We start from the raw sequence: 24501 nt of genomic DNA, 5'->3' as shown, positions 1-24501 counted from the left end.
GTCTTGCCCCCAAGGGAGAGTGAGCGATGGGCAAGCGGGCAGTGATGGCCGCGCTGTGGCTGGCGCTGGCGGCAACGCCGGTGCTGGCGCAGGACGCGGGGGAACAGCAACCTGATTTCGAGGCGCAGCTGGCCTCGCGGTTCGCCCCGCCGCCCGCCGGCTGGCAGGTGCCGCGCACCGAGTGGGGCGATCCGGACCTGCGCGGCACCTGGCCGGTCGACTACCTGGGCCAGACCCCGCGCGAACGGCCCGTCCAGTTCGGCACCCGCGCCTTCCTGACCCCGGAGGAATATGCCGCCCAGTTCGAGGAAGCGCAGTTCCAGCTCGACCGCTATGACGAGGAAGTGGAACTCGGCGTCATGTCGATGGGCCACTGGGCCGAACGCGGCCACCCGCTGCGGCAGACTTCGATGGTGGTGGAACCCGCCAACGGCCGCTATCCGCCGCTGACCGCGCTGGGCCAGCAGCTCCGCGCCAATGAACGCACCAGCTGGAACACCGAGGTGTTCGACAGCCTTGACGATTTCGGCATCTTCGACCGCTGCCTGACGCGCGGGATGCCAAGCTCCATGCTGCCGGGTGCCTACAACGCCGGGATCGAGGTGTTCCAGAGCCCCGGCCTGGTGGCGATCAGCCTGGAGATGATCCACGAGACGCGGCTGGTGCACATCGGCGGCACCCCGCCGCCGCCTGCGGTGCAGTTTGACCTGGGCTATTCGGTAGGCCGCTGGGAGGGCGACACGCTGGTGATCGAGACCACCAACTTCCGCCCCGGCATGTCGATGGGGCCAGCCCCCAATTCCGACCGGCTGAAGGTGACCGAGCGGCTGACCCTGATGAACCCGGACCAGATCCGCTATGAAGCGCGGGTGGAAGACCCGCTGGTGATGGAAGGCCACTACAAGCTCGACATCCCGTGGCAGCGGCACCCGGATTATGGCATGTTCGAATATGCCTGCCATGAAGGGAACGTACAGGTGCGCGGCTATATTCTCTCCACTTCTCCGCGCTTTGCTGCGCAGCGCGAGGCGGCCTGGGCCGCGCGGGAAGCCGCCGCCGGGGGGAGCGCCAGCCAGTGACCGACACGGTGCCTGACGAACTGCCCGGGCCCTCGATCAAGTGGATCTACCACCTCAGCCGGATTATCTTCGGCGGCTGGTGGCTGTTCTCCGGCCTCATGCATTTCCTGTGGCCGCACTTGCAGCCGCTGGGGAACGAGCAGCCGGCGATCGACTTCACCCGCGCGCTGATGGTCAGCGGCCTGTTCGACTGGATCAAGGCGATCGAGGTGGTGCTGGGCCTGACCATGCTTGCCAACCGTGCCATGCCGCTGACCGTGCTGGCGCTCATCCCGATCAACGTGGTGATCGTGTACTGGAACTTCGTGCTGGATGAAGGGCTGGTGGAATGGACCTTCGGCGCCATGACCGTGCTGTTCAACGCGATCCTGGCCTGGCCCTTCCGTCGCTATTTCTGGCGGCTGTTCACCTGGCGTGCGCGGCCGGACTTCTCGCTGCAACCCGGCATCCAGGACTGAAGTCCGCACAGTGAAAGGGGCGGGGCGGCACGTGCCACCCCGCCCCTTTCGCTTGCGACGCCGGTTTGGGCCCGGTTCTTGTCGTTAAGCGGATTTCTTGGTCAGCGCGTTGGCCAGCAGTTCGGAGACATAGCCGAACACCGCGCCGATGACGACCGAGGCGACCATCGGCCCCAGCGCGGCCTGCGGCTCAAGGTTCGCCAGCAGGATCGGCCCGGCGATGGAGGCAAAGCCATAGACGCTGGCCGGAATGGTCGCCAGCAGCGGCACCTTGGCGGCAAGGCAGATCACGAAGGCGCCCAGGCCCACGGCTACCGGCGCGGCCATGATGCCCAGGCCCGCCAGCGGCCCGCCCGCCAGCATGACCGCCACCATGCCGACTATGCCGCCGAAGGTCATACCCACGATCGCGGTGGTCAGCCCCTTGGTGCCGGCGCCCGACTGGAAGAAACAGCCCCAGGCGACGAACGAGATCCACACCAGCCCCGGCAGCAGCGCCGCCAGCGGCCCGACATAGAGCCAGGTATCGAGCACGGCCAGCAGGCCAACGGAAACGGCAAGCGCCAGGTATGCGGACATCGGTTTCTCCCCCCCAGGGTTTTTCTGTTCTTGTGTGCGCCGCTCTTGGTGCGACGGGCAAAGTCAACGTAACCGAGGAGCGGGTGCGCGTAAATGGCGGATCGAGGCCATGTGGATAAGTGCGAAGGTGCGCGGTAAACTGTTGTTATGCTGATAAAAAGAGGATTCTACCCCTCCCTCAGGTAGGGGGTCGGGGGGCGGGTGAGAAGCTTCAAACGCCGCTTGCGTTGGCACACCCTCACCCAACCCTCTCCCTCAAGGGAGAGGGCTTTTGCGCAGAAAACACTTTCCTACAGCACCCGGAATAGTGCAGCCCGATTCGCGTCCGATGCGTCTGGCCAGAGCAGCGGATGGGCCGTCTCCTGATCGCTTGCGATGCAGGAGAAATGACCGGCGCGGGCGTCCCGGCTTTATGTCGAACGTTCGCACCAGGCATGGCCGCCACGCGAGTGCTGGCTCCCGTCGCATCATGACTAGCTGGGGGTTGGCCGCGGGCCGGCGGCAACAAATCTCGACGCGAATGCAGTAAGTTCTACCTACAACAAGCGTCGTCGAGTCCGGGCACAGAATGCGGCAACCCCGCGCCGGTCATTTGCTCCCCCGCCTCCCCCGGCAGCCCATCGGCTGGCCGGGCTACAGCCGCATCAACTAGACCAACGCGTAATACCGCAGGCAGTTGCCGTCCGCCTTGCGCTCACCCACGCCGATGAACACGTGCTTGGTCAGCCAGTCATGCTTGCCGATTGCGCATTCGAACGTGGGATTGCCGCGCAGGTAGTATTCCTCGTGCGGCACGGGCTGGCCGTTGTTGAATGCCCAGTCGCGGATGCGGGCCATCGTGTCGGGCTTGCGGCCCCACAGGAAGCCCTTGTTGTGCAGCAGGATCACGGTGCCGTCGTCCTCCTCCAGCAGGTAGCGGGCATCGAACACGGCCACGTCATCTGGTCGGAAATAGGCATAGTCGCCGCCCGAACCGGGGATGGCGCGGCCCTTCAGGTGCGGGCCTTCGAAGGTGCCGCTCTTTACCAGCACGGCGCTGCGCATCCCGCCGAAGGGGTGCGGGGCCATCGAATAGACCTCGGGGAACTGCAGGCGCACTTCCATCACGAATTCCATGCGCGGGTTGTCCAGCGTGGAGAACGGGCCGGCGAAGGGGGTGGTGTCGTTGAATTCGGTCATGGCTCAGCTCAACTCGATCAGGCCGCCATCGACCAGCAGGTCGGTGCCGGTAATGAAACTGGCATCGTCACTGGCGAGGAACAGGACGGCCTTCGCCACCTCGTCGCTCTCGCCCATGCGATGCATTGGGATATTGGCGATCATCATGTCCTTCAGCCGCGCCACATCGTCCGGGCCCATGCCGGGGTTGCGGTGGAGCAGCGGGGTATCGATCGGGCCGGGGCTGACCATGTTGAGGCGGATGCTGCGCGGCAGCAGCTCCTTGGCGAAGACCTTCATGGCCATGGCCAGGCCCGCCTTGGCGGCGGCATAGGTGCCATTGCCCTCCAGTGCCCCGTGCGCGCCGATGGAGCCGGTGACGACGATCGCCCCGCCTTCACCCATGGCCCGCACCGCCTTCTGCAGGGCGAAGACGCAGCCTTTCAGGTTGACGCCGTGGACATGGTCCCAATCACTCTCGGTAATGCCTTCCAGCGGGGCAAAGCCGCCCACGCCGGCGTTGATGAACAGCACGTCGATCCGCCCGTCCACCGCTTCCACGGCGCTGACCACCCGCTCGCTGCTGGCAATGTCGGCAATGTCGGCGGCATAGCCCACGCTGCCGGGGATGGAGGCCACGGCGGCATCGATGGTCTTCTGGTTGCGGCCGGTCAGGTGGACCTTGCCCCCTTCGGCAGCAAAGGCCTGCGCGGCGGCCAGGCCAATGCCCGAATTGCCGCCCAGCACCAGCACCACCTTATCGGTGAAACGCATGTTCTCTCCCTTCCTGTCAGAACGGTGAATTGGGGTTGGGCCCGCCTTCCACCACGTCCTGCATCACGTCCCAGTGTTCGGCGATTCTGCCGTCTTCCACCCGGAATATGTCGATCACCGCCCAGCCCAGGTCCCCCGGAAAGCGGCGCACGTGGTAGTGGACGGTCACGTGGTCGCCATCCACTAACATGCGCTTCACATCGTGCACGGCCTGCGGCGTTTCCGCGCGGATCATGTCGAGGAAGGCCTTCAGCGCATCGCGCCCGGGCGGTGCAAGCTGGCTGTGCTGCACGTAATCGGGCGAGACGTAGCGATCGACCGCGCCCGAATCCATCGGGTTCAGGACGTCGGCAAACAACCCGCGCACCAGCGCCAGGTTGGCCTCCTCCTGCGCCGTGCGGCTCATGCCGTTTCGGTTTCGCGCGCCGGCAGCTCGGCGGCAGGCAGCTTGCGCCCGCGCATGGCATCGGCGGCTTTCTCCGCCACCATGGTCACGGGAATGGCGGTGTTGCCGCCGGGCACGGTGGGCATCACGCTGGCGTCGACCACCCGCAGCCCTTCCACGCCGATCACGCGGCAGTCCTCGTCCACCACGCTGCGCTCGCCCATGCCCATCGCGCAAGTGCTGGTGGGGTGCATGCCCACATAGCAGGTGGCGCGGATCATGGCGTTCAGTTCCTCGTCGCTGTCGACCCCGGCAAAGGGCGGGCGCTCGGCCCCCACCAGGCTGCCCATCGGCTCGCTGCGGTAGATCCTGCGCGCGGTGCGGATGGCGCGGCGCATCTGCGCCAGGTCCGCTTCCTCGGCCATGATGTTGAGGGTAACGGCGGGCACATCGCGAGGGCTCGTGCTCTTCAGTTCCACCCAGCCGCGGCTCTCGGGGTGCAATTGCACGATGCCGGCCCAGAACACGTGGTCCTGTTCGGGCTTGATGCCGGGGAACCAGGTCTGTGCGTCGAACCGGATCGGGTTGACCATGATCTGCATGTCGGGCCGGTCCAGCCGGTCATCGGTGCGGATCACCACGTTGCAGCTGTTCAGCTGGCTGGCCATCGTGCCCTTGCCGGTCAGCGCCCAGCGGGCGGCGTTCCAGGCCAGGCGATCCCAGCGCAACTGGCGGATAAAGGTGACCCGCTCCTTCGCCTCGAACTCCAGGCTGGCGGTGGGGTGTTCCTGCAGGTTGCGGCCCACACCGGGGCTGTCATGCAGCACGGTGATGCCGTGGTCCTTCAGGTGCGCCGCCGGGCCGATGCCGGACAGCATCAGCAGGTGGGGCGAATTGTAGGTGCCGCCGCACAGGATCACTTCCTTGCGGGCGCGCAGCACGCGCGGGCCGGCGGGCGTGTCCAGTTCCACCCCCACGGCGCGCTTGCCCTCGAACACCACGCGGGTGACGAGCTGGTTCTGCCGCACGTCCAGGTTGCGGCGGCCCAGCGCCGGCTTGATATAGGCACTGGCCGAGCTGACGCGGTGGCCCTTGTCGTCCACGCTTTGCTCGCCCCGGGCAAAACCTTCGGGATTGGCACCGCCTAGGTCGTCGGTGGTGGCAAAGCCGGCGTTGGCGGCGCTGGCCATCATCTCTTCATGCAGCAGGTGGGGGCTGTCGATCGGGCCGATGCGCACCGGGCCGCCCTTGCCATGATAGGTGCTCTCGCCCCGCCAGCTATCCTCCAGCTTGCGAAAATAGGGCAGGCAATCGGCATAGGACCAGCCGCGAGCACCCATCTGCGCCCACTGGTCATAGTCCGCCGGGTGGCCGCGCATGGCGAACATGCCGTTGATGGAGCCCGACCCGCCCATCACCTTGCCGCGGGGCAGGGGAAGCTGGCGGCCGTTGAGGTTGGGCTCCGGCTCGGTCAGGTAGGGCCAGTTGAACTGCGGCTTGGTCATCGCGCGCAGGAAGCCCAGCGGCATCTGGATATAGGGATGCTCGTCCCCGCCGCCCGCTTCCAGCAGGGCCACGGTATGTTGCCCGTCCTCGCTCAGCCGCGCGGCCATCACGCAGCCTGCGGTGCCGCCGCCAACGACGATGTAATCGAATTCGCTCATACCATCCTCTGCCCCGCTCATCCTGAGCTTGTCGAAGGGTCCTTGCCACCATGCTAACGATCGTTAGGATTATCCGCAAGGGAGGGCCGCAGCAAATGACCCGCGAAGATTATGACCGCTATGTCGCCGCTTTCAACGCGCGCGATTACGATACCGTGTTCGATTTCTATGCCGACAATCCGCGCATGGCCTTCTTCGGGATCGAGATCACCACGCGCGAGCAGTTGAAGGCGTTCTATGGCTTCCTCCATTCCTACGTGACCGAGACGGTGACCGTGGAGCGCTTTGCCGGGTCTGACGAGCTGACGGCGGTGGAAGGGATCGTGCGGATCGAGGCCTTTGCCGACCTGACGCGCGAGGTGCTGGACGCCAACGGGATGGAGCAGTTCTTCCCCATCGCCAAAGGCCAGGTGCAACAGATGCGGCAGTACATCCACTATCACCTGGAGAACGGCAAGATCGCCAGCGTGGGCTGCGCGCTGGTGCCCTGACAGAACGTCCCGTTTTTTCATGCTTGCGCTAGTTTCGCATACATGAAAGATGGCCGAGACCATTTCAGAGGGGCGTATTTCCAGTGATCCATACCACCCACGTCGGCAGCCTTCCGCGCGGTCCCGAGCTGGTGCCGCTGCTGCTGGCCCGCGATAAGGGCGAGGCGTACGACGAGGCCGAGTTCGACCGCGTGGTGCAGGAAGCGGTGGACGAAGGCGTGCGCCGGCAGGTGGAGAACGGCGTCTCGATCATCTCCGATGGCGAACTGGGCAAGGTCGGCTATTCCACCTACATCATCGAGCGGCTCTCCGGCTTTGGCGGGCACACCCCGCGCAAGCCCGCGCAGGACCTGGCCGCCGTGCCGGACCTGGCAAAGAAGCTGGCCCACATCATGGGCGCGCAGGAATTCACCCGCGCCAGCGCCATCGGCAAGGTGGAACTGGTCAACCTGCAACCGCTGCATGACGATGTGCGCCGGTTCAAGCTGGCGCTGGAGCGGCACGGTGGCGGGGTGGATGCCTTCCTCAACACCGCTTCGCCCGGCCTGATCACCGCTTTCCAGCCCAACCAGTACTACCGCAGCCACGAGGCCTACCTGGCCGACCTCGTCACCGCCATGCGCCCCGAATACGAGGCGATTGCCGCGGCCGGGTTCGCCGTGCAGTTCGACTGCCCGGACCTGGCGATGAGCCGCCACACCGGCTACCAGGACATGACCGAGGACCAGTTCCTCGCCACCATCCGCGCCAACGTGGATGCGCTGAATGAAGCGACACAGGGCATCGCCCCCGAACAGATGCGGATGCACGTGTGCTGGGGCAATTACGAAGGCCCGCACGATTTCGACATTCCGCTGGAGAAGATCATCGACATCGTGCTCGCCGCCCGGCCCGCCACGATCCTGTTCGAGCACGCCAACCCGCGCCACGAACACGAATGGATCGTGTGGCGCGATGCGGCCGAGGCCGGCAAGCTGGATGGCAAGGTGCTGGCTCCCGGCTTCATCGACAGCTGCTCGAACTATCTGGAAACGCCCGAACTGATTGCCCAGCGGATCGAGCGGTTTGCCGCCATTGTCGGCAAGGGCCGGGTGATCGCCAGCAGCGACTGCGGCTTCGGCACCTTTGCCGGCTATGGCAAGATCGATCCCGCCGTGGCGTGGAAGAAGCTGGCCGCCCTGCGTGCCGGGGCCGACATCGCCGATGCGCGGATAGGGTAGCGGGATGAACGAGGGGGTCCAGCAGGCGCAGGGCGCGAACCAGTCCAGCCCAAGCCAGTCGAGCCAGGTCAAGTCGGCCACCCGCACGCTCGACATCATCGAGTATGTGGTGGCTTCGGGCCGGGCGCTGGTGGCGCAGGAGATTGCCACCGCGCTGGGCATCCCCGTCTCCAGCCTGTCCTACCTCCTTTCCACCCTGGTGGAGCGTGAATACCTGGTGCGTGACGGGCGGCGCTATTCCGCCGGGCCGGGCCTTGCCCGCCTGCAGGCCAGCGACCGCGGCTTCACCCTGGCCGACCGCGCCGCGCCGCTGGTGCGGACCTTGCGGGTGCAGTTAAACGAGACCACCAGCTTCTTCATCCGCGACGGGTGGGAAGTGGAAGCCATCGTCACCGAATCGAGCGAGCAGGCGCTGCGCTATTCGGTGCCGCAGGGCCGCCGCCTGCCGATGCATGCGCTCGCTTCGGGCAAGGCCCTGCTGGGCGCGCTGGATGATGCCGAGCTGGACCGCTATTTCCGCGAAAGCGAGCGCGGCAAGTTCACCCCCAGCACGGTGACCGACGAGAAGACCCTGCGCCGCCAGATCCGCGAGGCGCGCAAGACCGGCTATGCCATGACGGACGAGGAGTTCTCGCTGGGCATCGTGGGCATCGCCCGGCTGGTGCTGATGAACGGCGAGCCGGTCGGCTCGCTATCGGTGGCGGTGCCCAAGGTACGCTTCACAGATGACCTGCACGCCCGCGTGGCCGACCTGCTGGACCGCACGGCGGGCCTGCTGGAAGCCAGCTAGGGGCTAGAGCCCTTCGAGGAAATCCTCGCCGATTCGGGACGCCGGTTCCGGGGCCTCGGTTGCCGGAGCGGGCGGGCTGGCGGGTGCTTCGTCCGGTGCTTGCGTTGGTGCTTCCTCCGGGGGCGCGGGCCTGCGGCTGAGGTCAAGGAAAGGCACCTGCCGCCCCAGGATGATGCGCCCATCGGGCGTGGGCTGGGCCGCGCGCGGAGCGGATGGGGCCGGGGCCGGTTCGCCTGCCGCAGGGCGGCCACCGGTCGGCCCGGTGCCGGGCACCGGGCGGCGATAGATACGCGTGGCATCCCAGTTGCCCAGGGCTTCGCCCGCCCCGGCACGCACCAGGCGATAGGGGGCAAGCTGGGTGCCGACATAGGTCATGTCCACCTGGTCCGGCCCCACCAGCCGGAAGCGGAAGATATCGGGCACGGCCCCCGGACGCGGGTCGTCGAAGGCCAGTTCCACCAGTTCGAACACGGCATTGCCCCCCATGCTGGCGCTGGACTTCACGCCCCCGCGCATGTTGGCAAAGGCATTGCCGTTGGAATTGAAGCTGTCGGGCCGCTGCCAGCGCCCGCGCCATTCGCCGGTGGCGGTCTTCTCGATGGCGAAGCGGAAGATCGTGGTGCCGTCGATCCGCAGGTCCCAGTTGCCGGCAAGCTCCGCCGGGGGCGAGGCCACGGCGCTGGCTGCTTCGGCAGGAGCCGGGGTGGGGGTATCCTGCGCCAGGGCAGGGGCGGCCAGCAGGGTGGCGCCAAGAAGCAGGGGCAGGATGGCGCGCGGCATGGGCGGGGTATCTGCGCAAACCATTCTGAACGCAAGCCGAAGGCCCCCGGCAAGCGGCACGAAAAAGGGGTGACCGGTTGCCCGGCCACCCCTTCCTCTCTCCCCCGCGGGGTAACTGTGTGCCGCTTAGCGGTTGGCACCGACGCCGGTGGCGCGCCAGCTATCGGCATAGGCGGTGCGGGCCACGTTGCTGTACGGGACCGGGCTGATGACAGCCTTGATCTCGGTCTGCACGTGCGGCTCCACGGTCGGCTTGGTGGTGCCGCCGTTGGGTTCGCCCCACACCAGCTTCACTTCCTTGCCCATTTCCACTTCGGCCGGATCGATCATGGCCAGGGTCAGCATCTTGCCTTCGTTCGAGCTGTAGCCGACCCAGGTCGATACGCCGATCACCTTGCCGTCAGCATTCCGCACCTCGTCGAAGGGGTGCATGGCGTAAACGGCGCTGGGGAATTCGAAGTACTTGGCGCGGTCGCCCTCGGCGTACATCGAGGAGAGCACGCGCAGCATGTCCTCGTTGTCGAGCGCCAGGGTCACCTTCTGCTTGTGGGTTTCGCCGGCCATCTTTTCCAGGGCTTCGCGGCCCACGAAGTCATGGTCGAACTTGACGATGTGGCCATAGCCGATGTCCCACGGGGTCAGGTAGTAGCCCTCGATGCTGTCGGGCACGTAGCTGCCGCCGATCGAGCAGGTGCCGGCATAGCTGTCGGCCCCGGCCCAGGCGCGGAAGTCCTTCATCATCTGGCTGTCGCCGGTGAAGAAGGCGGGCAGCGGCGAGGGCAGCCAGCCCGATTCCAGGGTGTTGGACGAATAGGCGCGGCCACCCACCAGGGTCAGGCCGTCGTTCTTGCCGGCTTCCACCAGCGCGGCGTGGACCTTCTGGTAATCGGCCCAGGGGCCGAACAGCTCATAGCCCGGCTGGCCGGCCATGCCGTGGCGCAGCGCGATCACGTCGGCACCGTTGATGTCGATGTGGGCCATGTTGAAGAACTTCAGGTCCGGGGCATCGGTGCCCATGGCCTGCGACAGGATCTTCATCGCGTTCGGGCCCTGGAGCTGGAAGCGATAGTTCTTGCGCACGCCGTCAGTCCGCTTGGCGGTGCGCTCGTCGCGCTCCACGGTCACGTTCCACTTGCTGCCGTCGGGCTTGGGATACTGGGCGTGGAATTCCACCCACTCGATCGCGGGGGCGCGGCCGACTAGGCTGAACTCGTTCTCGGCCAGGTAGAACAGGATCACGTCACCGATCACGTAGCCGTCCGGGGTGACCGGCACGTACTGCTTGGCCTTGTTGACGGTGAAGTTCTTGAAGCTGTTGATGGCGGTGTATTCCAGCAGCTGGAAGGCTTCCGGACCACGCACGTACAGTTCCACCATGTGGTAGGACTGGTTGAACAGCACCGCGCTCTTGGCCCAGGCGCGCTGTTCGTTGCGCCAGTTGGAGTATTCAGCCGGAACGCCCGGATAGACATTGGGGCCGACCTGCTGGTTGCGCAGGAAATCGACGACGTCGGACTGGCTGTCCAGCTTCTGTTGCAGGGTGGTCATGGGTACTTCCTCTCCTTGAAAGGGGTTGGGGCAAGTGCGGTTGATGGGATCAGTCGGCAGGCCGGGCACGCCAGCGGGCGATGGCGGCGTTGACGGCCTGGGGGGCTTCAAGCTGGATCATGTGTCCGGCGCCGGGCACGATCACCAGTTCGGCATCGGGTATCAGCTCGGCGATGGCGCGGTGCTGGTCGGGGTTGGCCCAGGTGTCGAGCTCGCCCGTCATCACCAGTGTGGGGCAGGTGATCGTGGCCACCAGACCGGCCACTTCGGGCCGGCCCAGCAGCGCCCTGATCTGCGCGTCGAACATGGCCTGGCCCTGGGCAAGGCACATGGCTTCCATCGGCGGATAGATGGCCGGATCCTCGCGGTTGGCGGGGGCCACCATCGGCTTCAGCCAGTGATCGACCAGCGCCGCGAAACCCTGTTCATGGCCCACGGCCTGCAATGCGGCGCGGCTGGCGGGTTCGTTGGGGCCCACCGGATGTACGCCCGTGGAAACCAGCGCCAGGCGGCGCACCCGCTGCGGGGCCAGGCGATAGACTTCCAGCGCCACGCGCCCGCCCATCGAATGGCCGAAGAGGTCGAACCTGTCGGCCCCGGCGACATCGGCCCGGGCCAGCGCGATTCGCGCCATGTCGACCAGCGAATCGGCCATTCCATAGCCATCCACCGCCACCGCATCCGCAAACGCGGCCGTCTGCGGCGCATAAATGCGCGCATCGCAGATCAGGCCTGGCAGCAGCATCAGCATGGAAAGGGAGGGACTCTCGCCGTTGTTCGCTCTTGTGAAAATTTCGTCTATACGAATTGAGGGCCTTGCGCTAGGGGCTTTGTGAAGCCCGCGCATCGGCCTAAAGGCCGCAGCGGAAAGCCTGCCTCCACGGGCACCGGGCGAGAGGAGATTTGACGATGAGCTACGCCGCAATCCACCCCAACTGGGAACAGGCCCCGGCCAACATGGTCGATGGCTATTCGCTGGAGATGACCGCCAAGGAAATCGAGGGCCTGAAGGAAGCGGCGCACCTGATCCGCCCGGGCACCCAGGTGGCCGTCACCTTCCTGCCGGGTGAAGAACTGAGCCAGCGGATCGAAGCCGCCGTGCTGGTGCGCGAGCTGGGCTTCGAGCCGATCGTCCACCTCTCGGCCCGCCGCATCGAGTCGCAGGAACAGCTTGACTGGTACCTGGGCGAGATCACCACCAAGGCGCAGGTGAAGCGCGTCTTCATCATCGCCGGCGACCCGCCGGAGCCGGAAGGCCCCTATTCCGATTCGCTGCAAATCATCGAGACGGGCCTGCTCGAAAAGCACGGGATCGAGATCGTCGGCGTGGGCGGCCACCCGGAAGGCCACCCCAACAATACCCCCGCCGAACTGTGGGTGTGGATGGAAAAGAAGCTGGCCGCGATCCGCGCCCACGGCATGGTGCCGCTGGTCGTAACCCAGTTCGCCTTTGACGATGACGCCATCGTCCAGTGGCTGTCCGAAATGCGCGCCCGCGGCATCGACGTGCCGGTGCGCCTGGGCGTGCCCGGCCCGGCCGGTATCAAGCGCCTGCTGGGCTTTGCCAAGCGCTGCGGCGTGGGTGCTTCGGCCAGCGTGATGAAGAAGTACGGCATCTCGCTCACCAACCTCATCGGCAGCGCCGGCCCGGACAAGCTGGTCAACAGCCTGGACAAGAAGCTGGGTGCCGAACACGGCCGCGTGCGCCTGCACCTCTACCCGTTCGGCGCGCTGACTGCCTCGGCCGAGTGGATCAACGACTACGACAAGAAGCACTCGTAAGATGGCCCAGCTGATCGACGGCAAGGCGGTTGCCAACGCGCTTGACGAGAAGACCAAGGCGCAGGTGGACGAGATGATCGAGGCGGGCATGGTCCGCCCCGGTCTGACCGTGATCCTGGTGGGTGAGGACGGGGCCAGCCAGGTCTATGTCCGCCGCAAGATCAAGGCGTGCCAGAAGGTCGGCATCAGCAGCAGCGAACACCGCCTGCCGGCCGATACCAGCCAGGCCGACCTGCTGGCGCTGATCGAGAAGCTCAACAACGATCCCACGGTCCACGGCATCCTGTGCCAGGTACCGCTGCCCGCGCACATAGACACGCGGCTGGTGCTGCGCTCGATCAGCCCGGACAAGGACGTGGACGGGTTTCACCCTGTGAACGTCGGCCGCCTCAGCACCGGCACCGGCGGCATCGTTCCGTGCACCCCGCTGGGCGTGATGATCCTGCTGCAGAGCGTGATCGACGATTTCAAGGGCAAGGACGCAGTCGTCATTGGCAAGTCGAACATCGTCGGCAAGCCGGTGGCCAATCTGCTGCTGGATGCCGAATGCACGGTGACTGTGACCCACATCTACACGCAGGGCCTGCCGGACATCTGCCGCAAGGCCGATATCATCGTCGCCGCCGCCGGTGCGCCGCGGCTGGTCAAGGGTGACTGGGTGAAGCCCGGCGCCGTCATCATCGACGTGGGCATCACCCGCGTGCTGGACGAGGCGACCGGCAAGGAGCAGCTGCTGGGCGATGTCGATTTCGACAACTGCCAGCACGCCGGGGCGATCACTCCGGTGCCGGGCGGCGTGGGTCCGATGACCATCGCCTGCCTGATGGCCAACACCGTGCAGGCAGCCAAGGCGTTGCAGGCCAGGCCCGCTACGGCGGACGACCTTTACGAAGACGCACCCGACCGCAGCATGTTTGCCTGATTGGCCCACCCTCGACCCCTTCCGCAAGCGGGAGGGGAGAGGTGGCTATAGCCACCCGATCCGGCGGAAGCGCACGAACAGCCCCGCGCAAGCCAGCGCGATCGCCCCCAGCACCACGAAATAGCCATAGCGCCAGTCGGTCTCCGGCATGAATTCGAAGTTCATGCCATAAATGCCGGCAATCGCCGTGGGCACGGCCAGGATCGCCGCCCAGGCCGCGAGTTGCCGCGTGATCGCGCCCTGGCGGCTCTGTTCCAGCAGGCTGGCGACCTCCAGGATATTGGCCAGGCCGTCCAGGTTGACCCGCACCCGGCTGACCACGCGCCGGGCATGGTCGTAGACATCGCGGAAATAGGGGCGCGCGCGGGCATCGATGGCGGGCTGTTCCACCTCGGCCAGCTTGCGCGTCATTTCCTCCATCCGGCCCGCCGTGCCGTCAAGCTGACGCAGCACGCGGCGCAGGCGGAAGATGCGGCGGATGCGCGCCTGGTCGGGGAACTTTTCGACTGCGCCATCCTCCATCTGCCCCACCGTTTCCTCCAGCCGGTCGAGCAGCGGATCATAGCCTGCCACGATGAAATCGAGCAGCGCGTGGAGCACGAAGTCCGGCCCTTCCGCCAACCGGTCGGGCTGGGCTTCAAGCTGGGTGCGCAGGTCCACATGCGTCCGCGCGCTGCCCTGGCGCACGGTAATCAGGAACCGCTCGCCCACGAACATCGCGGTCTGCCCGAAGGCAACCGTATCGCCCGGGCCTTGCGCCGCCGTGCGGGCAACCACGAAGCTTTGCGCGGTATAGGCTTCGGCCTTGGGCGGGTGGCGCGCCATCAGCGCGTCCTCCACCGCCAGCGGGTGCAGGTGATAGCGCGCGGCCAGCTCGGCCATTTCCTCCACCGTGGGATCGACCAGGCCGATCCAGTCGAACTCGCCCCGCCCTGCCTCGTCGGCGCTGGCAAGGACATCGGCTTCGACCAGATGGCCCTGGCGGTAACGGCGTGCGGCGACGATGGTCATAGGCGAAGCTTGGTGACATGCGGCGCGGCTGCTGGCAACCTGCGGGCATGGGAGAACATACCGACACCATCATCATCGGCGCAGGGCTGTCCGGCCTGTCGATGGCAGCGCACATGGGCATGATCTGCCCCGGCCGGGATTACCTGATCCTGGAACGGCGGCACCAGATCGGCGGCACCTGGGACCTGTTCCGCTATCCCGGCGTGCGATCGGACAGCGACATGCACACGCTGGGCTTCGTGTTCGAGCCGTGGAAGCACGAGGATGCGATTGCCGACGGGCCGGCGATCCTGGAATACCTGAACCGCGTGGCCGACGAACGCGGCATCCGCCAGCGCATCCGGTTTGGCCAGGAGGTGACCAGCGCCGACTGGGACGAAGGCGCCGCGCTGTGGACGGTGACTACGTGCGATGGCGGCACTTACACCTGCAACTGGCTCTACTTCGCCAGCGGCTACTATGACTACGACAACCCGCACGATGCCGCGCTGCCATCGCTGGACGCTTTCGGCGGACAGGTAATCCACCCGCAGTTCTGGCCCGAAGGGTTCGACTGGACCGGCAAGCGCGTAGTGGTGGTGGGATCGGGGGCCACCGCAGTCACCATCGTGCCCGCGATGGCGGAGCAGGCCGCCCACGTCACCATGCTCCAGCGCACCCCCACGTGGATGGCGGCGGGGCCACGGCGCGACCGGTGGGGCAAGCTGTTCGAGCGCTGGCTGCCGGAAAAATGGGCCTACTGGCTCACCCGCCAGAAGAACATCGCCCTGCGCACCTACTTCTTCCGCCTGTCGCGAACCAATCCCGGCAAGCTGGCCGAGATGCTGCGCGGGATGCTGAAGGACCACCTGGGAGATCGCTACACCGCCGATTTCGAACCGCCCTACAACCCGTGGCAGCAGCGCCTCTGCCTGGTGCCCGATGGCGACCTGTTTGCCGCCGTCACCAGCGGCAAGGCGGACCTCGTCACCGATACCGTGGCGGGCTTCGATGCGGGTGGGGTGAAGCTGGGTTCGGGCGGCTACCTGCCGGCAGACGTGGTGATCACCGCCACCGGCCTCAGGCTGGTGCTGGCGGGCAAGGTGGCGATCAGCCTGGGCGGGGTGCCGGTCGATTTCACGCAGCACTTCTTCTATCGCGGGACCATGTTCTCGAACGTGCCCAACCTGTCGGTGGTGTTCGGCTACCTCAACGCCAGCTGGACCCTGCGGGCCGATTGCAACGCGCGCTATGCCGCCGAGGTGCAGGCGCACATGGACGCGGTGGGCGCGCGCATCGCCGTGCCGGTGCTGGCCCCCGAGGACGAGCCGCAAGCGGTGGAGCCGTGGGACTACACCAGCGGCTACCTGCAGCGCGCGCGCGGCATGATGCCCAAGACCGCCGCAACCCGCCCCTGGGCGCTGCTGCACGATTACCTGGCCGACAAGCGCGACTTCCGCACCCGTCCCGTGGCTGACGGGGTGCTGTGCTTTACCAACCCGGCTGCCGCGCAGGGGGACCAAAGTCCCGTGGCGCAGACTGTCGAATTGGCCTAACCGGCAGCCATGACCGCCCCCCGCATCTATCGCGCCGCCCTGCTTGTGATCGGGGACGAGATCCTCTCCGGCCGCACGCATGACAGGAATATCGCCCAGGTGGCCAGCTGGCTGCAGGTGCAGGGCATCCGCCTGACCGAGGTGCGCGTGGTGGCCGACGACATGGATGCCATCGTCGAGGCGGTGAACGCCCTGCGCACCCGCTATGACTACCTGTTCACCACCGGCGGCATCGGCCCCACGCACGATGACATCAGCGTGGATGCCGTGGCCGCCGCGCTGAGCGTGCCGGTGATCGTCCACCCGCAGGCGCGGGCGATCCTGGAGCACTATTACAAGGACAAGGACGGCGGCCTGACCGATGCCCGCCTGCGCATGGCCCGCACGCCCGAAGGCGCGGACCTGATCGAGAACCCCATGTCAGGCGCACCCGGCATCCGCCACGGCAACGTGTTCATGATGGCCGGCGTGCCCAGCATCACCGCGCAGATGCTGGCCAGCCTTACCGGCAAGCTGGAAGGCGGGCTGCCCGTGCTCAGCGAAACCGTGGGCGGGTGGATCAAGGAGAGCGAGGTGGCCGACCTGTTGCGCCAGACCGAGAAGGCGCACGAAAGCTGCCAGATCGGCAGCTACCCGTTCTTCCGCGAAGGTCGCACGGGGGCCAACTTCGTGGTCCGCTCCACCGACCGGGCGGAGCTGGAGGCCTGCATGGCGGCGCTGTGCGCCGGACTTGACGGGCTGGGGCTGGAATACACCCCCGGCGGCATCTAGCCCCGGGCAGTCTCGCCCGAAGCGGCCGCGCGCTCCTCGTCGCGGCGGGTGACCACATAGGCGTAGATCACCGCCACCAGCAGCACCAGGCCGCTGCCCCCGGCGATGAAGGTGTTGTTCACCAGCAGCGCCGCCATCAGCAAGGCGATAGCGGCCAGGAAGATGCCAAAGGTGGTTTTCGACACGCGTCTCTGCCTCCGGTTGCCCGATGGAGAGAATGTGTCGGATCGGGGTTAACATCCGGTTATGCCCGCCCTGCCTTCCGCCGCGCGCGCTGCCGGGCGGGGGCGGGCAGCTCCACCACCTGCGCCGCTTGCGCCTGCAGCCGGTTCCACACGTCCAGCGCGGCGATCTTGTAGCCTTCGGCCAGGGTGGGATAGTTGAAGCTGTTGTCCACGAAGTAGTCCACCGTGCCGGAGAGGTTGATCACCGCCTGGCCGATGTGGATCAGCTCGCTGGCCCCTTCGCCCACGATGTGCACGCCCAGCACGCGGCGGCTGCCCACCTCGCAGATCAGCTTCAGCACGCCATAGTCCATGCCCATGATATGCCCCCGGCTGGTTTCGCGGAAGCGCGCCACGCCGCATTCATAGGCGATCCCGGCCTCGCGCACCTTCTGCTCGGTCATACCGACCGAGCTGAGTTCGGGCACCGAGTAGACGCCGTAGGGGTTGCTGGCGCCTTCCCCCACCACCGGGGCGCCGAAGGCATGGCAGGCCGCCGCCCGCCCCTGCTCCATCGACACGCTGGCCAGGCACGGGAAGCCCACCACGTCACCTGCGGCATAAATGCCCGGCACGCTGGTCTGGAAGCTGGTGCGGTCCACCTCCAGATAGCCGCGCCGGTCCACCTCCAGCCCCACCGAGGCGAGGTCGAGCGATGCGGTCGCCCCGCAGCGCCCGCTGGTCAGCAACACCATCTCGGAGGATACCTGCCGCCCGTCCTCCAGCATGCACACCGGGTTGCCATTGGCGGCAAAGCGGATGCGATCGACCATGCCGCCCAGCCGCAGGGCCACGCCGTTGTCGCGCATCAGGTGGACCAGGTGAGCCACGATCTCGTCATCAATGAAGTCCAGCAGTTTCGGGCGCGGGTCGATCAGCGTCACCGGCACGTCCAGCGCGGCGAAGATGGTGGCATATTCCACCCCGATCACGCCGCCGCCCACCACGGTCAGGCTGCGCGGCAGGCGCGGTTTGGCGATGAAGCTGTCGGAGTCGAACACGTTCACATCATTGAACGGGATGTGCGGCGGGCGGAAGGGTGCGGTGCCCACCGCGATCAGCACCTTGTCCGCTGCCACCACCTGCTCGAAGCAGCGGCCGTCCTCCTCGCGCTCCACCACCACGCGGCCGGGGCCATCGAAGCGGCCACGCCCCACCATCACGTGCACGCCGTTGCGGGCGAACTGGTGTTCCAGCACGGCCACTTCGTGCTCGAAGGTGCGGCGCATCCGCATCTGCAGGTCGTCGCTGCACAGGTCGGCCTTGGCGCGATAGCTCCGGCCGTAGAAGCCCCGCTCGCGCCAGCCGCTGAGGTTGAGCGCGGTCTCGCGCAGTGTCTTGCTGGGGATCGTGCCGGTGTGGACCGAGACGCCGCCCACCTTGCTGCGATCGTCCACCACCAGCACGCTGCGGCCCAGCTTGGCCGCCTGGATCGCCGCCCGCCGCCCGGCAGGGCCGGAACCCAGAACCACGAAGTCATACTGTGCCATTTGCAACGCCTCCCTTTCACGGGAAGGACGGGTGCAGGCAGGCTACCATAAGCCTGCGTAGACTTGCGGAGGGGCGGGGCAGGGGTCACCGGACCGATCCACCTGGAACACGAAACACGGTTTTTGCCGGCTGTGACCTTAGCGCCCGACGCAGCTCGGCCCGCCCCTCGCGCGCGGCGCGGTCAATCTGCCTGAGGTGGGCCAGAACGGCGGAATTGTGCGCTTCCTGCACGCTGCCGCAATAGCGACCGCTGCGGATCACCACACGCCAGCGGGTGCCGATCATGGCTCGCCACGGCTCTGCCTGTGTGACCTTTCGCGGGCGTGCTGTTCCGGGTGGCGCGCGGCGTACGCCCGCCACCCGCAAGGCGGCATCCCAAGCAGCGATGAAGCTGTCAGCGCCGGGCTTGGCCCGCAGTCGATAAGCCGTCTCCCGCGCCATGCCGACAAAGGCGGCGGCTTTGGAAACCGATCCGGTCTGGGCCAGCATTCCGATAAACTCGGCCTGGCGGAGTGGCGTCCAGCCATCGGCGCGGGGGCGGGTAGGCACAGGCGTGAAGGGCGGCACGCGGGCGTAGGGCAAGGGTGCGGGGCGGGTCATGCCGATGGGTATGGACGGGGGATTGGGGTGTAGGAAAGGGCCTTGTCCGCGTGTCGGCGGCGGTTTCAGACCGCGTCGATCAGCGGCATCTGCTCCGCTTCGGTACCGTCGGCCCCAGCGTGATGGATGGTGACCAGTGTGCCGGGACCGGCATCAGCCATGGTGATCCTGGCCTGAAGCTGGCGGGCAATGGCTTCGACTATGCTGGTGCCAAGCCCGGCAACGGCCGCCGGCATGCTGACTTTCGGCATTCCCAGGCCGTCGTCCCGTACCTCCAGCGTCCACTTGGTCCCGTCCTGCGAATAGCGGACCACGATCGTTCCGCCCCGATCGACAGGATAGGCGTGCTTGAGCGAATTGATCACCAGTTCGGTCACGATCAGCCCCAGGCTGACGGACGTTGCCGAACTGACGCTGACGTCGGCAGCTTCTACCCGGATGGACAGGATGGAGTGATCGGCAATCATGGAAATGCCGATGCTCTGGCACAGCTGTTCCAGGTAGGGGCGCAGGTGGACATCCTGCGACCCGGACAGGGCAAGCTGCTTCTGGATCGAGGCGATCGACAGCACACGGTTCTGGGCCATTTGCAGGTGTGAGCGGGTCTCGTCATTGCTGACCCGGCGGGCCGATTGCATCAGCACCGAGGCAATGATCTGCAGGCTGTTGGCAACCCGGTGCTGCAGCTCCTGCATCAGCATCACGTTGTGCGCGATCAACTGCTCCTTTTCCTTGCGGAAAGCGAAGGCCTCGGTGGCGTCCACCACGGTCAGCAGCAGGAAGATGCTGGGCGAGCCCGGGTAATCCAGCCGGTGCGCCGAAAGCTGGAGATGCCGGTCTTGGCCGCGGGGATCGGGCAGCGTCAGCTCGTATTTTTCGATCTTCGCCCCGCCCCGGCCGGTGGCGTAAAGCAGGGATTTCAGCCGCTGGATGTCCCATTCGCCGTGTCCCATCTTCAGGATGGGCGTGCCCGGCAGCACCGCACAATCAAGCCCGAAGGCGCGGCAGAAGGAGATGCTGGCGGCGATGATCAGCAGGTTTTCGTCCAGCATGATCAGTGGCGTATCGGAATTCACCACCATCGCCTTGGCGAGGTTGCTGATCGGATCGCTCACCGGTGAGGGAGTGGTCATAGTTGCCCCTTTTCGGGCAGGCCGGCCATGCACGCGCTGCGCATGATCCAGGCTTTCCGGGCTTGGTGCTGTCTCGCGGTGAAGCGATTCGCCAGCAAGCCCTGCCAGTTGGCCTACCACAGGTTGCTACCAGGGGCCCAATTCCTTCGGTCAGCGGGTCCATAAGAAAAAGGCCGGCAGGGTCACCCCCGCCGGCCTCCTTGTCTCTAGTCCCGAAGGAAGGTGCGCTTAGGCGCCTTCCACCTCGGCCAGGTCCAGCTTCAGGCCCGGGCCCATCGAGGAGGTGAGGGTCACTTTCTTGACGTACTTGCCCTTGGCGCCCGAGGGCTTGGACTTCACCACGGCGCTGGTCAGCGCCTTGAAGTTGGCGGCCAGCGCCGCGTCGTCGAAGCTCAGCTTGCCGATGCCGGAGTGGATGATGCCCATCTTCTCCACGCGGAATTCCACCTGGCCGCTCTTGGCGTCCTTCACGGCCTGGGCCACGTTGGGGGTGACGGTGCCCAGCTTGGGGTTCGGCATCAGGCCCTTGGGGCCCAGCACCTTGCCCAGGCGACCGACCACGCCCATCATGTCCGGGCTGGCGATCACGCGGTCATAGTTGAGGTTGCCGTTCTGCATGTCTTCCAGCAGGTCTTCGGCGCCAACCTTGTCGGCCCCGGCGTCCAGCGCCTTCTGGGCGTTGTCGCCGCGGGCGAACACGGCCACGCGCACGTCCTTGCCGGTGCCGCTGGGCAGCGACACCATGCCGCGCACCATCTGGTCGGCGTGACGCGGATCGACGCCCAGGTTCATCGCGACCTCAACGGTTTCGTCGAACTTGGATGCGTACTGGCGCAGCGTAGCCAGGGCCTCGCTCACGGTGTACAGCTTCTCGCGGTCGAGGTTGGCGAGGGTCTTCTGCTTCTTGGTCTGCTTGGCCATGATCTCAGCCCTCCACCACGTCGAGGCCCATCGAACGGGCGGTGCCCTCGATGATCTTCATGGCCTGGTCGATATCGTTCGCGTTCAGGTTCGCCATCTTGGTTTCGGCGATCTCGCGCACCTGGGCGCGGGTCACCTTGCCGGCGACAACCTTGCTCGGCTCCTTCGAACCGCTCTTCAGGCCGGCGGCCTTCTTCAGCAGGTAGCTGGCGGGCGGGGTCTTGGTGATGAAGGTGAAGCTGCGGTCCGCATAAACGGTGATCTTCACCGGAATCGGCATGCCCTTTTCCATCTCGCTGGTGGCAGCGTTGAAGGCCTTGCAGAATTCCATGATGTTCACGCCGCGCTGGCCCAGGGCCGGGCCGATCGGCGGGGAGGGGGTTGCAGAGCCCGCGGGCACCTGCAGGTTGATGTAACCTTCGATCTTCTTGGCCATGGGGCCAACTCCTTTTTCTCAACGGGCCGGCTGCTTCCAGACAGGCCCCCGGTAAGCGGTGATGACGGGGCTCAACGCCCCTCCCGCAGGGATTCCCCGTGAAGGGAAGGCGCGCGCCTAGTCGAAAGGGGCGGCAAAGGCAAGCTTGCAAACGCGCCGCGCACGGGCATGGTAGCGCAAACATTGCGGCGAGGGGATGGGTGATGGGCAGGATTCTGGCTTGCTGGCTGGCCCTGGTCCTGCTGCTGGCCGGCCCTGCTGCCCCGGCGCAGGTGCCCCCACTCACGCCATTGCCGCGAATCGTCGATGGCCCGCAGCGGCCCATGCTGCTGGTGGACGGGCAGCCGTTCATTGCCCTGGCGGTGCAGGCGCACAACTCTTCCGGCTATCCCGCCGTGCTGCCGCAGGTCTGGCCGGTGGCGCGTCAGCTTGGCGCGAATACCGTGATGCTGCCGGTGGGCTGGGAACAGGTGGAGCCGGTGGAGGGGCGGTTCGACTTCGGCGCTGTCGATGCCATGCTGGCCGGCGCGCGCGAGAACGACCTGCGGCTGGTGCTGCTGTGGTACGGCACCTGGAAGAACACCGGGCTCAGCTATACCCCTGCATGGGTCAAGCGCGATGGCCTGCGCTTCCCCCGCATGCGCCATCCGGACGGGCGGGCGCACGAAACGCTCAGCCCGCACGGGGAGCAGACGCTGGCGGCCGATGCCCGCGCCTTTGCCGCGCTGATGCGGCATCTGCGGCAGGCCGATCCGCAACGCACCGTGATCATGGTGCAGGTGGAGAACGAGGCGGGTAGCTGGGGCCTGGCGCGCGACCATTCGGCTCACGCGCAGGCGCTGTTCGCCGACCTGATCCCGCAGGAGCTGGCGCGCGCCCTGGCCGTTCCGCGCCGCACGTGGGAGCAGGCTTTCGGCCCGCGCGCCGAGCAGTTTTTCATGTCCTGGCATGTCGCCCGCTATATCGAGCATGTCGCCCGCGCCGGGCAGGCCGAGCTGGACCTGCCGATGATCGCCAATGCCGCGCTGGGCAATGCCTTCACCGACGAGGGCGGTGAGGTGGGGCCATCGGGCGGGCCCAACTGGAACGTGCTGCCGGTGTGGCGCGCCGCCGCGCCCTCGCTCGGGGCCATCGGCCCGGACATCTACACCCGCGATGCCGCAGCCGTGGAACGCTTCCTGGACCGCTATGCCGCGCACGGCCCGCTGGTGGTGCCAGAGATCGGCAATGCGGCGGAATACGCGCGCTTCGCGTGGTCAGCCTTCGGGCGCGGGGCGCTGCTCTATGCGCCCTTCGGCATGGATGGCACTGCTTACGTCAACTACCCGCTGGGGGCCAAGGCGCTGGATGAGGGCGTGCTGGGCGCCTTCGCCGCCCCCTATCGCCTGCTGGGCAGTGCCATGAGTGGCTGGCCCCTGATCGCGGGGGAGCGCCCGCTGTGGGGCACGGCGCGGGGCAACGACGGCTCCGACCAGTCAACCACGATGGGCCGCTGGAGGCTGACCGCCGCCTATGGTCGCTGGGCCTTCGGCGAGGACGACTGGACCTGGATCCCGCGTGACCCGCACCCGCTGGCGGACGTGCCCACCGGCGGGCTGGTGGCCGCGCAACTGGATGCCGACACCTTCCTGGTCGGCGGCCAGAACGTGCGCCTGCGCCTGTCGCTGGCCAACCCCGCACCCGGAGAAAGCCCGCAGGTGATCGAGGCGCAGGAAGGCACCTTCATCGATGGCCAATGGGTGATGCGCCGCCGCTGGAACGGCGACCAGATCGATTACGGCTTCAGCTTCGGGCCGGAGCCGGTCTGGCTGCGGATCACGATGGACAGCTACCGCTGAGTGGCCGCTGCGCCCCAGCAGCGAGGCGGTAGCGCGAGATAAGGCGCCTTACTTGACCAGCTCGACCTCGTCGAAGCCCAGTTCCACCGGGGTGGCGCGGCCGAAGATGGACACGGCCACCTTCACGCGGCTCTTCTCGAAGTCCAGCTCTTCCACGGTGCCGTTGAAGCTGGCGAAGGGACCGGCGTTGACCTTGACGCTGTCGCCGATCTCGTAATCGATGTTGATTTCGCGCTTCGGGGCAGCCTGCGCCTCGGCCACGCCGCCGAAATAGCGCGCGGCTTCCTTCTCGGAAATCGGCTGCGGCTTGCTGCCGGACCCCAGGAAGCCGGTGACCTTGGGGGTGTTCTTGACCAGGTGATAGACATCGTCGGTCAGGTTCAGCTTGGCCAGCACGTAGCCGGGCATGAACTTGCGTTCCACCTGGACCTTCTTGCCACGCTTGATCTCGGTCACCGTCTCGGTGGGCACTTCCACCGCTTCCACGCCATCGGACAGGCCCAGGCGCTCGGCCTCCGAAAGGATCGAATCGCGTACCTTGTTCTCGAAGCCGGAGTAAGCGTGGATGATGTACCAGCGGGCCATGAGTGGTCTCTTTCCAGGAATTTGTCTGAAGCGTGTGGGATCAGGCGAGCGACAGCAGCCACTGCACCACGGCACCGAAAAGCGAATCGATGCCCAGGAAGAAGAACGACAGGATCAGCATCAGGATGAACACGAAGATGGCGGTGCGCACCGTCTCGTTCCAGCTTGGCCAGACGATCTTCTTGCCCTCGGCCTGCACCTGCTTGAGGAACTGGTTGGGGCTGGTGCGCGGGGTCTTGCCTTCTTCGGCCATGATCTGCTGCCTCTGTGTGCGGTATGCGCGAAAACTGTCGTTATGCCTTTCGCCATAGGACCATCGCCGCCCC

At 66.6% G+C, this 24501-nt stretch carries 27 protein-coding genes; 10 read left to right on the top strand and 17 right to left on the bottom strand.

The features are described from left to right. Positions 1-26 precede the first annotated feature (26 nt). On the top strand, positions 27-1079 hold the full coding sequence (locus tag GRI99_RS00670) for a hypothetical protein (RefSeq protein WP_160770094.1): 1053 nt from the start codon (positions 27-29) through the stop codon (positions 1077-1079). Next, a complete protein-coding gene (locus tag GRI99_RS00665) occupies positions 1076-1537 on the top strand; it encodes a hypothetical protein (RefSeq protein WP_202392879.1) in 462 nt (153 codons plus the stop codon). The genes GRI99_RS00670 and GRI99_RS00665 overlap by 4 nt, the downstream gene beginning before the upstream one ends. Before the next feature lie 84 nt (positions 1538-1621). Here GRI99_RS00665 and GRI99_RS00660 read toward each other — a convergent pair whose 3' ends face one another. The 5 genes from GRI99_RS00660 to GRI99_RS00640 all read right to left on the bottom strand — a co-directional run bounded on the left by GRI99_RS00660 (position 1622) and on the right by GRI99_RS00640 (position 6118). After that, positions 1622-2116 (bottom strand): DUF1097 domain-containing protein, encoded by a 495-nt coding sequence (locus GRI99_RS00660; protein ID WP_160770093.1) that lies wholly within the window; start codon positions 2114-2116, stop codon positions 1622-1624. 648 nt (positions 2117-2764) lie between these two features. Beyond that, a complete protein-coding gene (locus GRI99_RS00655; protein WP_160770092.1) occupies positions 2765-3295 on the bottom strand; it encodes a DUF3237 domain-containing protein in 531 nt (176 codons plus the stop codon). Positions 3296-3298: 3 nt separating this feature from the next. Then, positions 3299-4048 (bottom strand): SDR family oxidoreductase, encoded by a 750-nt coding sequence (locus tag GRI99_RS00650; protein ID WP_160770091.1) that lies wholly within the window; start codon positions 4046-4048, stop codon positions 3299-3301. Positions 4049-4064: 16 nt separating this feature from the next. After that, a complete protein-coding gene (locus GRI99_RS00645; protein ID WP_160770090.1) occupies positions 4065-4454 on the bottom strand; it encodes a nuclear transport factor 2 family protein in 390 nt (129 codons plus the stop codon). Beyond that, the gene (locus GRI99_RS00640) at positions 4451-6118 is read right to left on the bottom strand and encodes a GMC family oxidoreductase (protein WP_160770089.1); all 1668 of its coding nucleotides are present in this window, start codon (positions 6116-6118) and stop codon (positions 4451-4453) included. The genes GRI99_RS00645 and GRI99_RS00640 overlap by 4 nt, the downstream gene beginning before the upstream one ends. A 74-nt stretch (positions 6119-6192) precedes the next feature. Here GRI99_RS00640 and GRI99_RS00635 point away from each other — a divergent pair, with 74 nt between their 5' ends. The 3 genes from GRI99_RS00635 (at position 6193) to GRI99_RS00625 (ending at position 8598) form a co-directional block, all read left to right on the top strand. Further along, complete coding sequence (locus tag GRI99_RS00635) at positions 6193-6588, top strand: nuclear transport factor 2 family protein (RefSeq protein ID WP_160770088.1); 396 nt, start codon at positions 6193-6195, stop codon at positions 6586-6588. Positions 6589-6671: 83 nt separating this feature from the next. Continuing rightward, entirely contained in the window at positions 6672-7808 is a 1137-nt protein-coding gene (locus GRI99_RS00630; RefSeq protein WP_160770087.1) for a uroporphyrinogen decarboxylase/cobalamine-independent methonine synthase family protein, read from the top strand. A 4-nt stretch (positions 7809-7812) separates the two neighbouring features. Then, on the top strand, positions 7813-8598 hold the full coding sequence (locus GRI99_RS00625) for an IclR family transcriptional regulator (protein WP_160770086.1): 786 nt from the start codon (positions 7813-7815) through the stop codon (positions 8596-8598). 3 nt (positions 8599-8601) lie between these two features. Here GRI99_RS00625 and GRI99_RS00620 read toward each other — a convergent pair whose 3' ends face one another. From GRI99_RS00620 to GRI99_RS00610, 3 genes are all read right to left on the bottom strand, one after another. Next, positions 8602-9378, bottom strand: a complete 777-nt coding sequence (locus tag GRI99_RS00620; RefSeq protein ID WP_160770085.1) for a hypothetical protein — start codon at positions 9376-9378, stop codon at positions 8602-8604. Positions 9379-9504: 126 nt separating this feature from the next. Continuing rightward, entirely contained in the window at positions 9505-10926 is a 1422-nt protein-coding gene (gene desA / locus GRI99_RS00615; RefSeq protein ID WP_160770084.1) for a syringate O-demethylase, read from the bottom strand. 49 nt (positions 10927-10975) lie between these two features. Beyond that, positions 10976-11677, bottom strand: coding sequence for an alpha/beta fold hydrolase (locus GRI99_RS00610; RefSeq protein WP_237438050.1), 702 nt, complete (start codon positions 11675-11677; stop codon positions 10976-10978). A gap of 158 nt (positions 11678-11835) precedes the next feature. On the opposite strand from GRI99_RS00610, the gene GRI99_RS00605 reads away from it, so the two are divergent. Together GRI99_RS00605 and folD are read left to right on the top strand one after the other, a co-directional pair. Continuing rightward, a complete protein-coding gene (locus tag GRI99_RS00605) occupies positions 11836-12708 on the top strand; it encodes a methylenetetrahydrofolate reductase (RefSeq protein WP_160770082.1) in 873 nt (290 codons plus the stop codon). A 1-nt stretch (position 12709) separates the two neighbouring features. Continuing rightward, positions 12710-13630, top strand: a complete 921-nt coding sequence (folD, locus tag GRI99_RS00600) for a bifunctional methylenetetrahydrofolate dehydrogenase/methenyltetrahydrofolate cyclohydrolase FolD (RefSeq protein WP_160770081.1) — start codon at positions 12710-12712, stop codon at positions 13628-13630. A gap of 45 nt (positions 13631-13675) precedes the next feature. On the opposite strand, the gene GRI99_RS00595 is transcribed toward folD, so the two are convergent. Further along, on the bottom strand, positions 13676-14641 hold the full coding sequence (locus GRI99_RS00595) for a magnesium and cobalt transport protein CorA (protein ID WP_160770080.1): 966 nt from the start codon (positions 14639-14641) through the stop codon (positions 13676-13678). Positions 14642-14688: 47 nt separating this feature from the next. Here GRI99_RS00595 and GRI99_RS00590 point away from each other — a divergent pair, with 47 nt between their 5' ends. Then, positions 14689-16176, top strand: a complete 1488-nt coding sequence (locus GRI99_RS00590) for a flavin-containing monooxygenase (protein ID WP_160770079.1) — start codon at positions 14689-14691, stop codon at positions 16174-16176. Positions 16177-16185: 9 nt separating this feature from the next. After that, positions 16186-16947, top strand: a complete 762-nt coding sequence (locus GRI99_RS00585) for a competence/damage-inducible protein A (protein WP_160770078.1) — start codon at positions 16186-16188, stop codon at positions 16945-16947. Here GRI99_RS00585 and GRI99_RS00580 read toward each other — a convergent pair. From GRI99_RS00580 to rplK, 6 genes are all read right to left on the bottom strand, one after another. Then, positions 16944-17132 carry a hypothetical protein gene (locus GRI99_RS00580; RefSeq protein WP_160770077.1) on the bottom strand — a complete coding sequence of 63 codons (189 nt, stop codon included), beginning with the start codon at positions 17130-17132 and terminating at the stop codon, positions 16944-16946. The genes GRI99_RS00585 and GRI99_RS00580 overlap by 4 nt on opposite strands. Positions 17133-17191: 59 nt before the next feature. Continuing rightward, positions 17192-18661 carry a Si-specific NAD(P)(+) transhydrogenase gene (gene sthA, locus GRI99_RS00575; protein WP_160770076.1) on the bottom strand — a complete coding sequence of 490 codons (1470 nt, stop codon included), beginning with the start codon at positions 18659-18661 and terminating at the stop codon, positions 17192-17194. A gap of 85 nt (positions 18662-18746) precedes the next feature. Then, positions 18747-19262, bottom strand: coding sequence for a hypothetical protein (locus tag GRI99_RS00570; protein WP_160770075.1), 516 nt, complete (start codon positions 19260-19262; stop codon positions 18747-18749). A gap of 65 nt (positions 19263-19327) precedes the next feature. Next, on the bottom strand, positions 19328-20395 hold the full coding sequence (locus tag GRI99_RS00565) for a sensor histidine kinase (RefSeq protein ID WP_160770074.1): 1068 nt from the start codon (positions 20393-20395) through the stop codon (positions 19328-19330). A 228-nt stretch (positions 20396-20623) separates the two neighbouring features. Next, positions 20624-21316 carry a 50S ribosomal protein L1 gene (gene rplA / locus GRI99_RS00560; RefSeq protein WP_160770073.1) on the bottom strand — a complete coding sequence of 231 codons (693 nt, stop codon included), beginning with the start codon at positions 21314-21316 and terminating at the stop codon, positions 20624-20626. A gap of 4 nt (positions 21317-21320) precedes the next feature. Continuing rightward, complete coding sequence (gene rplK / locus GRI99_RS00555; protein ID WP_160770072.1) at positions 21321-21752, bottom strand: 50S ribosomal protein L11; 432 nt, start codon at positions 21750-21752, stop codon at positions 21321-21323. 203 nt (positions 21753-21955) lie between these two features. On the opposite strand from rplK, the gene GRI99_RS00550 reads away from it, so the two are divergent. Further along, on the top strand, positions 21956-23590 hold the full coding sequence (locus GRI99_RS00550) for a DUF5597 domain-containing protein (protein ID WP_160770071.1): 1635 nt from the start codon (positions 21956-21958) through the stop codon (positions 23588-23590). 48 nt (positions 23591-23638) lie between these two features. Here GRI99_RS00550 and nusG read toward each other — a convergent pair whose 3' ends face one another. Further along, the gene (nusG, locus tag GRI99_RS00545) at positions 23639-24175 is read right to left on the bottom strand and encodes a transcription termination/antitermination protein NusG (protein WP_160770070.1); all 537 of its coding nucleotides are present in this window, start codon (positions 24173-24175) and stop codon (positions 23639-23641) included. A 40-nt stretch (positions 24176-24215) separates the two neighbouring features. Beyond that, a complete protein-coding gene (gene secE, locus GRI99_RS00540) occupies positions 24216-24428 on the bottom strand; it encodes a preprotein translocase subunit SecE (RefSeq protein ID WP_160770069.1) in 213 nt (70 codons plus the stop codon). Between the last annotated feature and the right edge of the window lie 73 nt (positions 24429-24501).

The sequence above is a fragment of the Alteraurantiacibacter buctensis genome, from assembly GCF_009827655.1.
GTDB lineage: Bacteria > Pseudomonadota > Alphaproteobacteria > Sphingomonadales > Sphingomonadaceae > Alteraurantiacibacter > Alteraurantiacibacter buctensis.
This window is presented reverse-complemented; position numbering and strand designations above follow the sequence as displayed.

Excerpts from the sequence above, each read along its gene's own strand:
- rplK (WP_160770072.1), bottom strand. The coding sequence starts at position 21,752 with ATGGCCAAGAAGATCGAAGGTTACATCAACCTGCAGGTGCCCGCGGGC.
- GRI99_RS00570 (WP_160770075.1), bottom strand. The coding sequence starts at position 19,262 with ATGACCCGCCCCGCACCCTTGCCCTACGCCCGCGTGCCGCCCTTCACG.
- GRI99_RS00660 (WP_160770093.1), bottom strand. The coding sequence starts at position 2,116 with ATGTCCGCATACCTGGCGCTTGCCGTTTCCGTTGGCCTGCTGGCCGTG.
- desA (WP_160770084.1), bottom strand. The coding sequence starts at position 10,926 with ATGACCACCCTGCAACAGAAGCTGGACAGCCAGTCCGACGTCGTCGAT.
- GRI99_RS00635 (WP_160770088.1), top strand. The coding sequence starts at position 6,193 with ATGACCCGCGAAGATTATGACCGCTATGTCGCCGCTTTCAACGCGCGC.
- GRI99_RS00550 (WP_160770071.1), top strand. The coding sequence starts at position 21,956 with ATGGGCAGGATTCTGGCTTGCTGGCTGGCCCTGGTCCTGCTGCTGGCC.
- GRI99_RS00625 (WP_160770086.1), top strand. The coding sequence starts at position 7,813 with ATGAACGAGGGGGTCCAGCAGGCGCAGGGCGCGAACCAGTCCAGCCCA.
- GRI99_RS00605 (WP_160770082.1), top strand. The coding sequence starts at position 11,836 with ATGAGCTACGCCGCAATCCACCCCAACTGGGAACAGGCCCCGGCCAAC.
- rplA (WP_160770073.1), bottom strand. The coding sequence starts at position 21,316 with ATGGCCAAGCAGACCAAGAAGCAGAAGACCCTCGCCAACCTCGACCGC.
- GRI99_RS00610 (WP_237438050.1), bottom strand. The coding sequence starts at position 11,677 with ATGCTGATGCTGCTGCCAGGCCTGATCTGCGATGCGCGCATTTATGCG.
- secE (WP_160770069.1), bottom strand. The coding sequence starts at position 24,428 with ATGGCCGAAGAAGGCAAGACCCCGCGCACCAGCCCCAACCAGTTCCTC.
- GRI99_RS00595 (WP_160770080.1), bottom strand. The coding sequence starts at position 14,641 with ATGACCATCGTCGCCGCACGCCGTTACCGCCAGGGCCATCTGGTCGAA.
- GRI99_RS00640 (WP_160770089.1), bottom strand. The coding sequence starts at position 6,118 with ATGAGCGGGGCAGAGGATGGTATGAGCGAATTCGATTACATCGTCGTT.
- GRI99_RS00650 (WP_160770091.1), bottom strand. The coding sequence starts at position 4,048 with ATGCGTTTCACCGATAAGGTGGTGCTGGTGCTGGGCGGCAATTCGGGC.
- GRI99_RS00585 (WP_160770078.1), top strand. The coding sequence starts at position 16,186 with ATGACCGCCCCCCGCATCTATCGCGCCGCCCTGCTTGTGATCGGGGAC.
- GRI99_RS00590 (WP_160770079.1), top strand. The coding sequence starts at position 14,689 with ATGGGAGAACATACCGACACCATCATCATCGGCGCAGGGCTGTCCGGC.
- GRI99_RS00620 (WP_160770085.1), bottom strand. The coding sequence starts at position 9,378 with ATGCCGCGCGCCATCCTGCCCCTGCTTCTTGGCGCCACCCTGCTGGCC.
- GRI99_RS00670 (WP_160770094.1), top strand. The coding sequence starts at position 27 with ATGGGCAAGCGGGCAGTGATGGCCGCGCTGTGGCTGGCGCTGGCGGCA.
- GRI99_RS00655 (WP_160770092.1), bottom strand. The coding sequence starts at position 3,295 with ATGACCGAATTCAACGACACCACCCCCTTCGCCGGCCCGTTCTCCACG.
- folD (WP_160770081.1), top strand. The coding sequence starts at position 12,710 with ATGGCCCAGCTGATCGACGGCAAGGCGGTTGCCAACGCGCTTGACGAG.
- GRI99_RS00645 (WP_160770090.1), bottom strand. The coding sequence starts at position 4,454 with ATGAGCCGCACGGCGCAGGAGGAGGCCAACCTGGCGCTGGTGCGCGGG.
- GRI99_RS00565 (WP_160770074.1), bottom strand. The coding sequence starts at position 20,395 with ATGACCACTCCCTCACCGGTGAGCGATCCGATCAGCAACCTCGCCAAG.
- sthA (WP_160770076.1), bottom strand. The coding sequence starts at position 18,661 with ATGGCACAGTATGACTTCGTGGTTCTGGGTTCCGGCCCTGCCGGGCGG.
- nusG (WP_160770070.1), bottom strand. The coding sequence starts at position 24,175 with ATGGCCCGCTGGTACATCATCCACGCTTACTCCGGCTTCGAGAACAAG.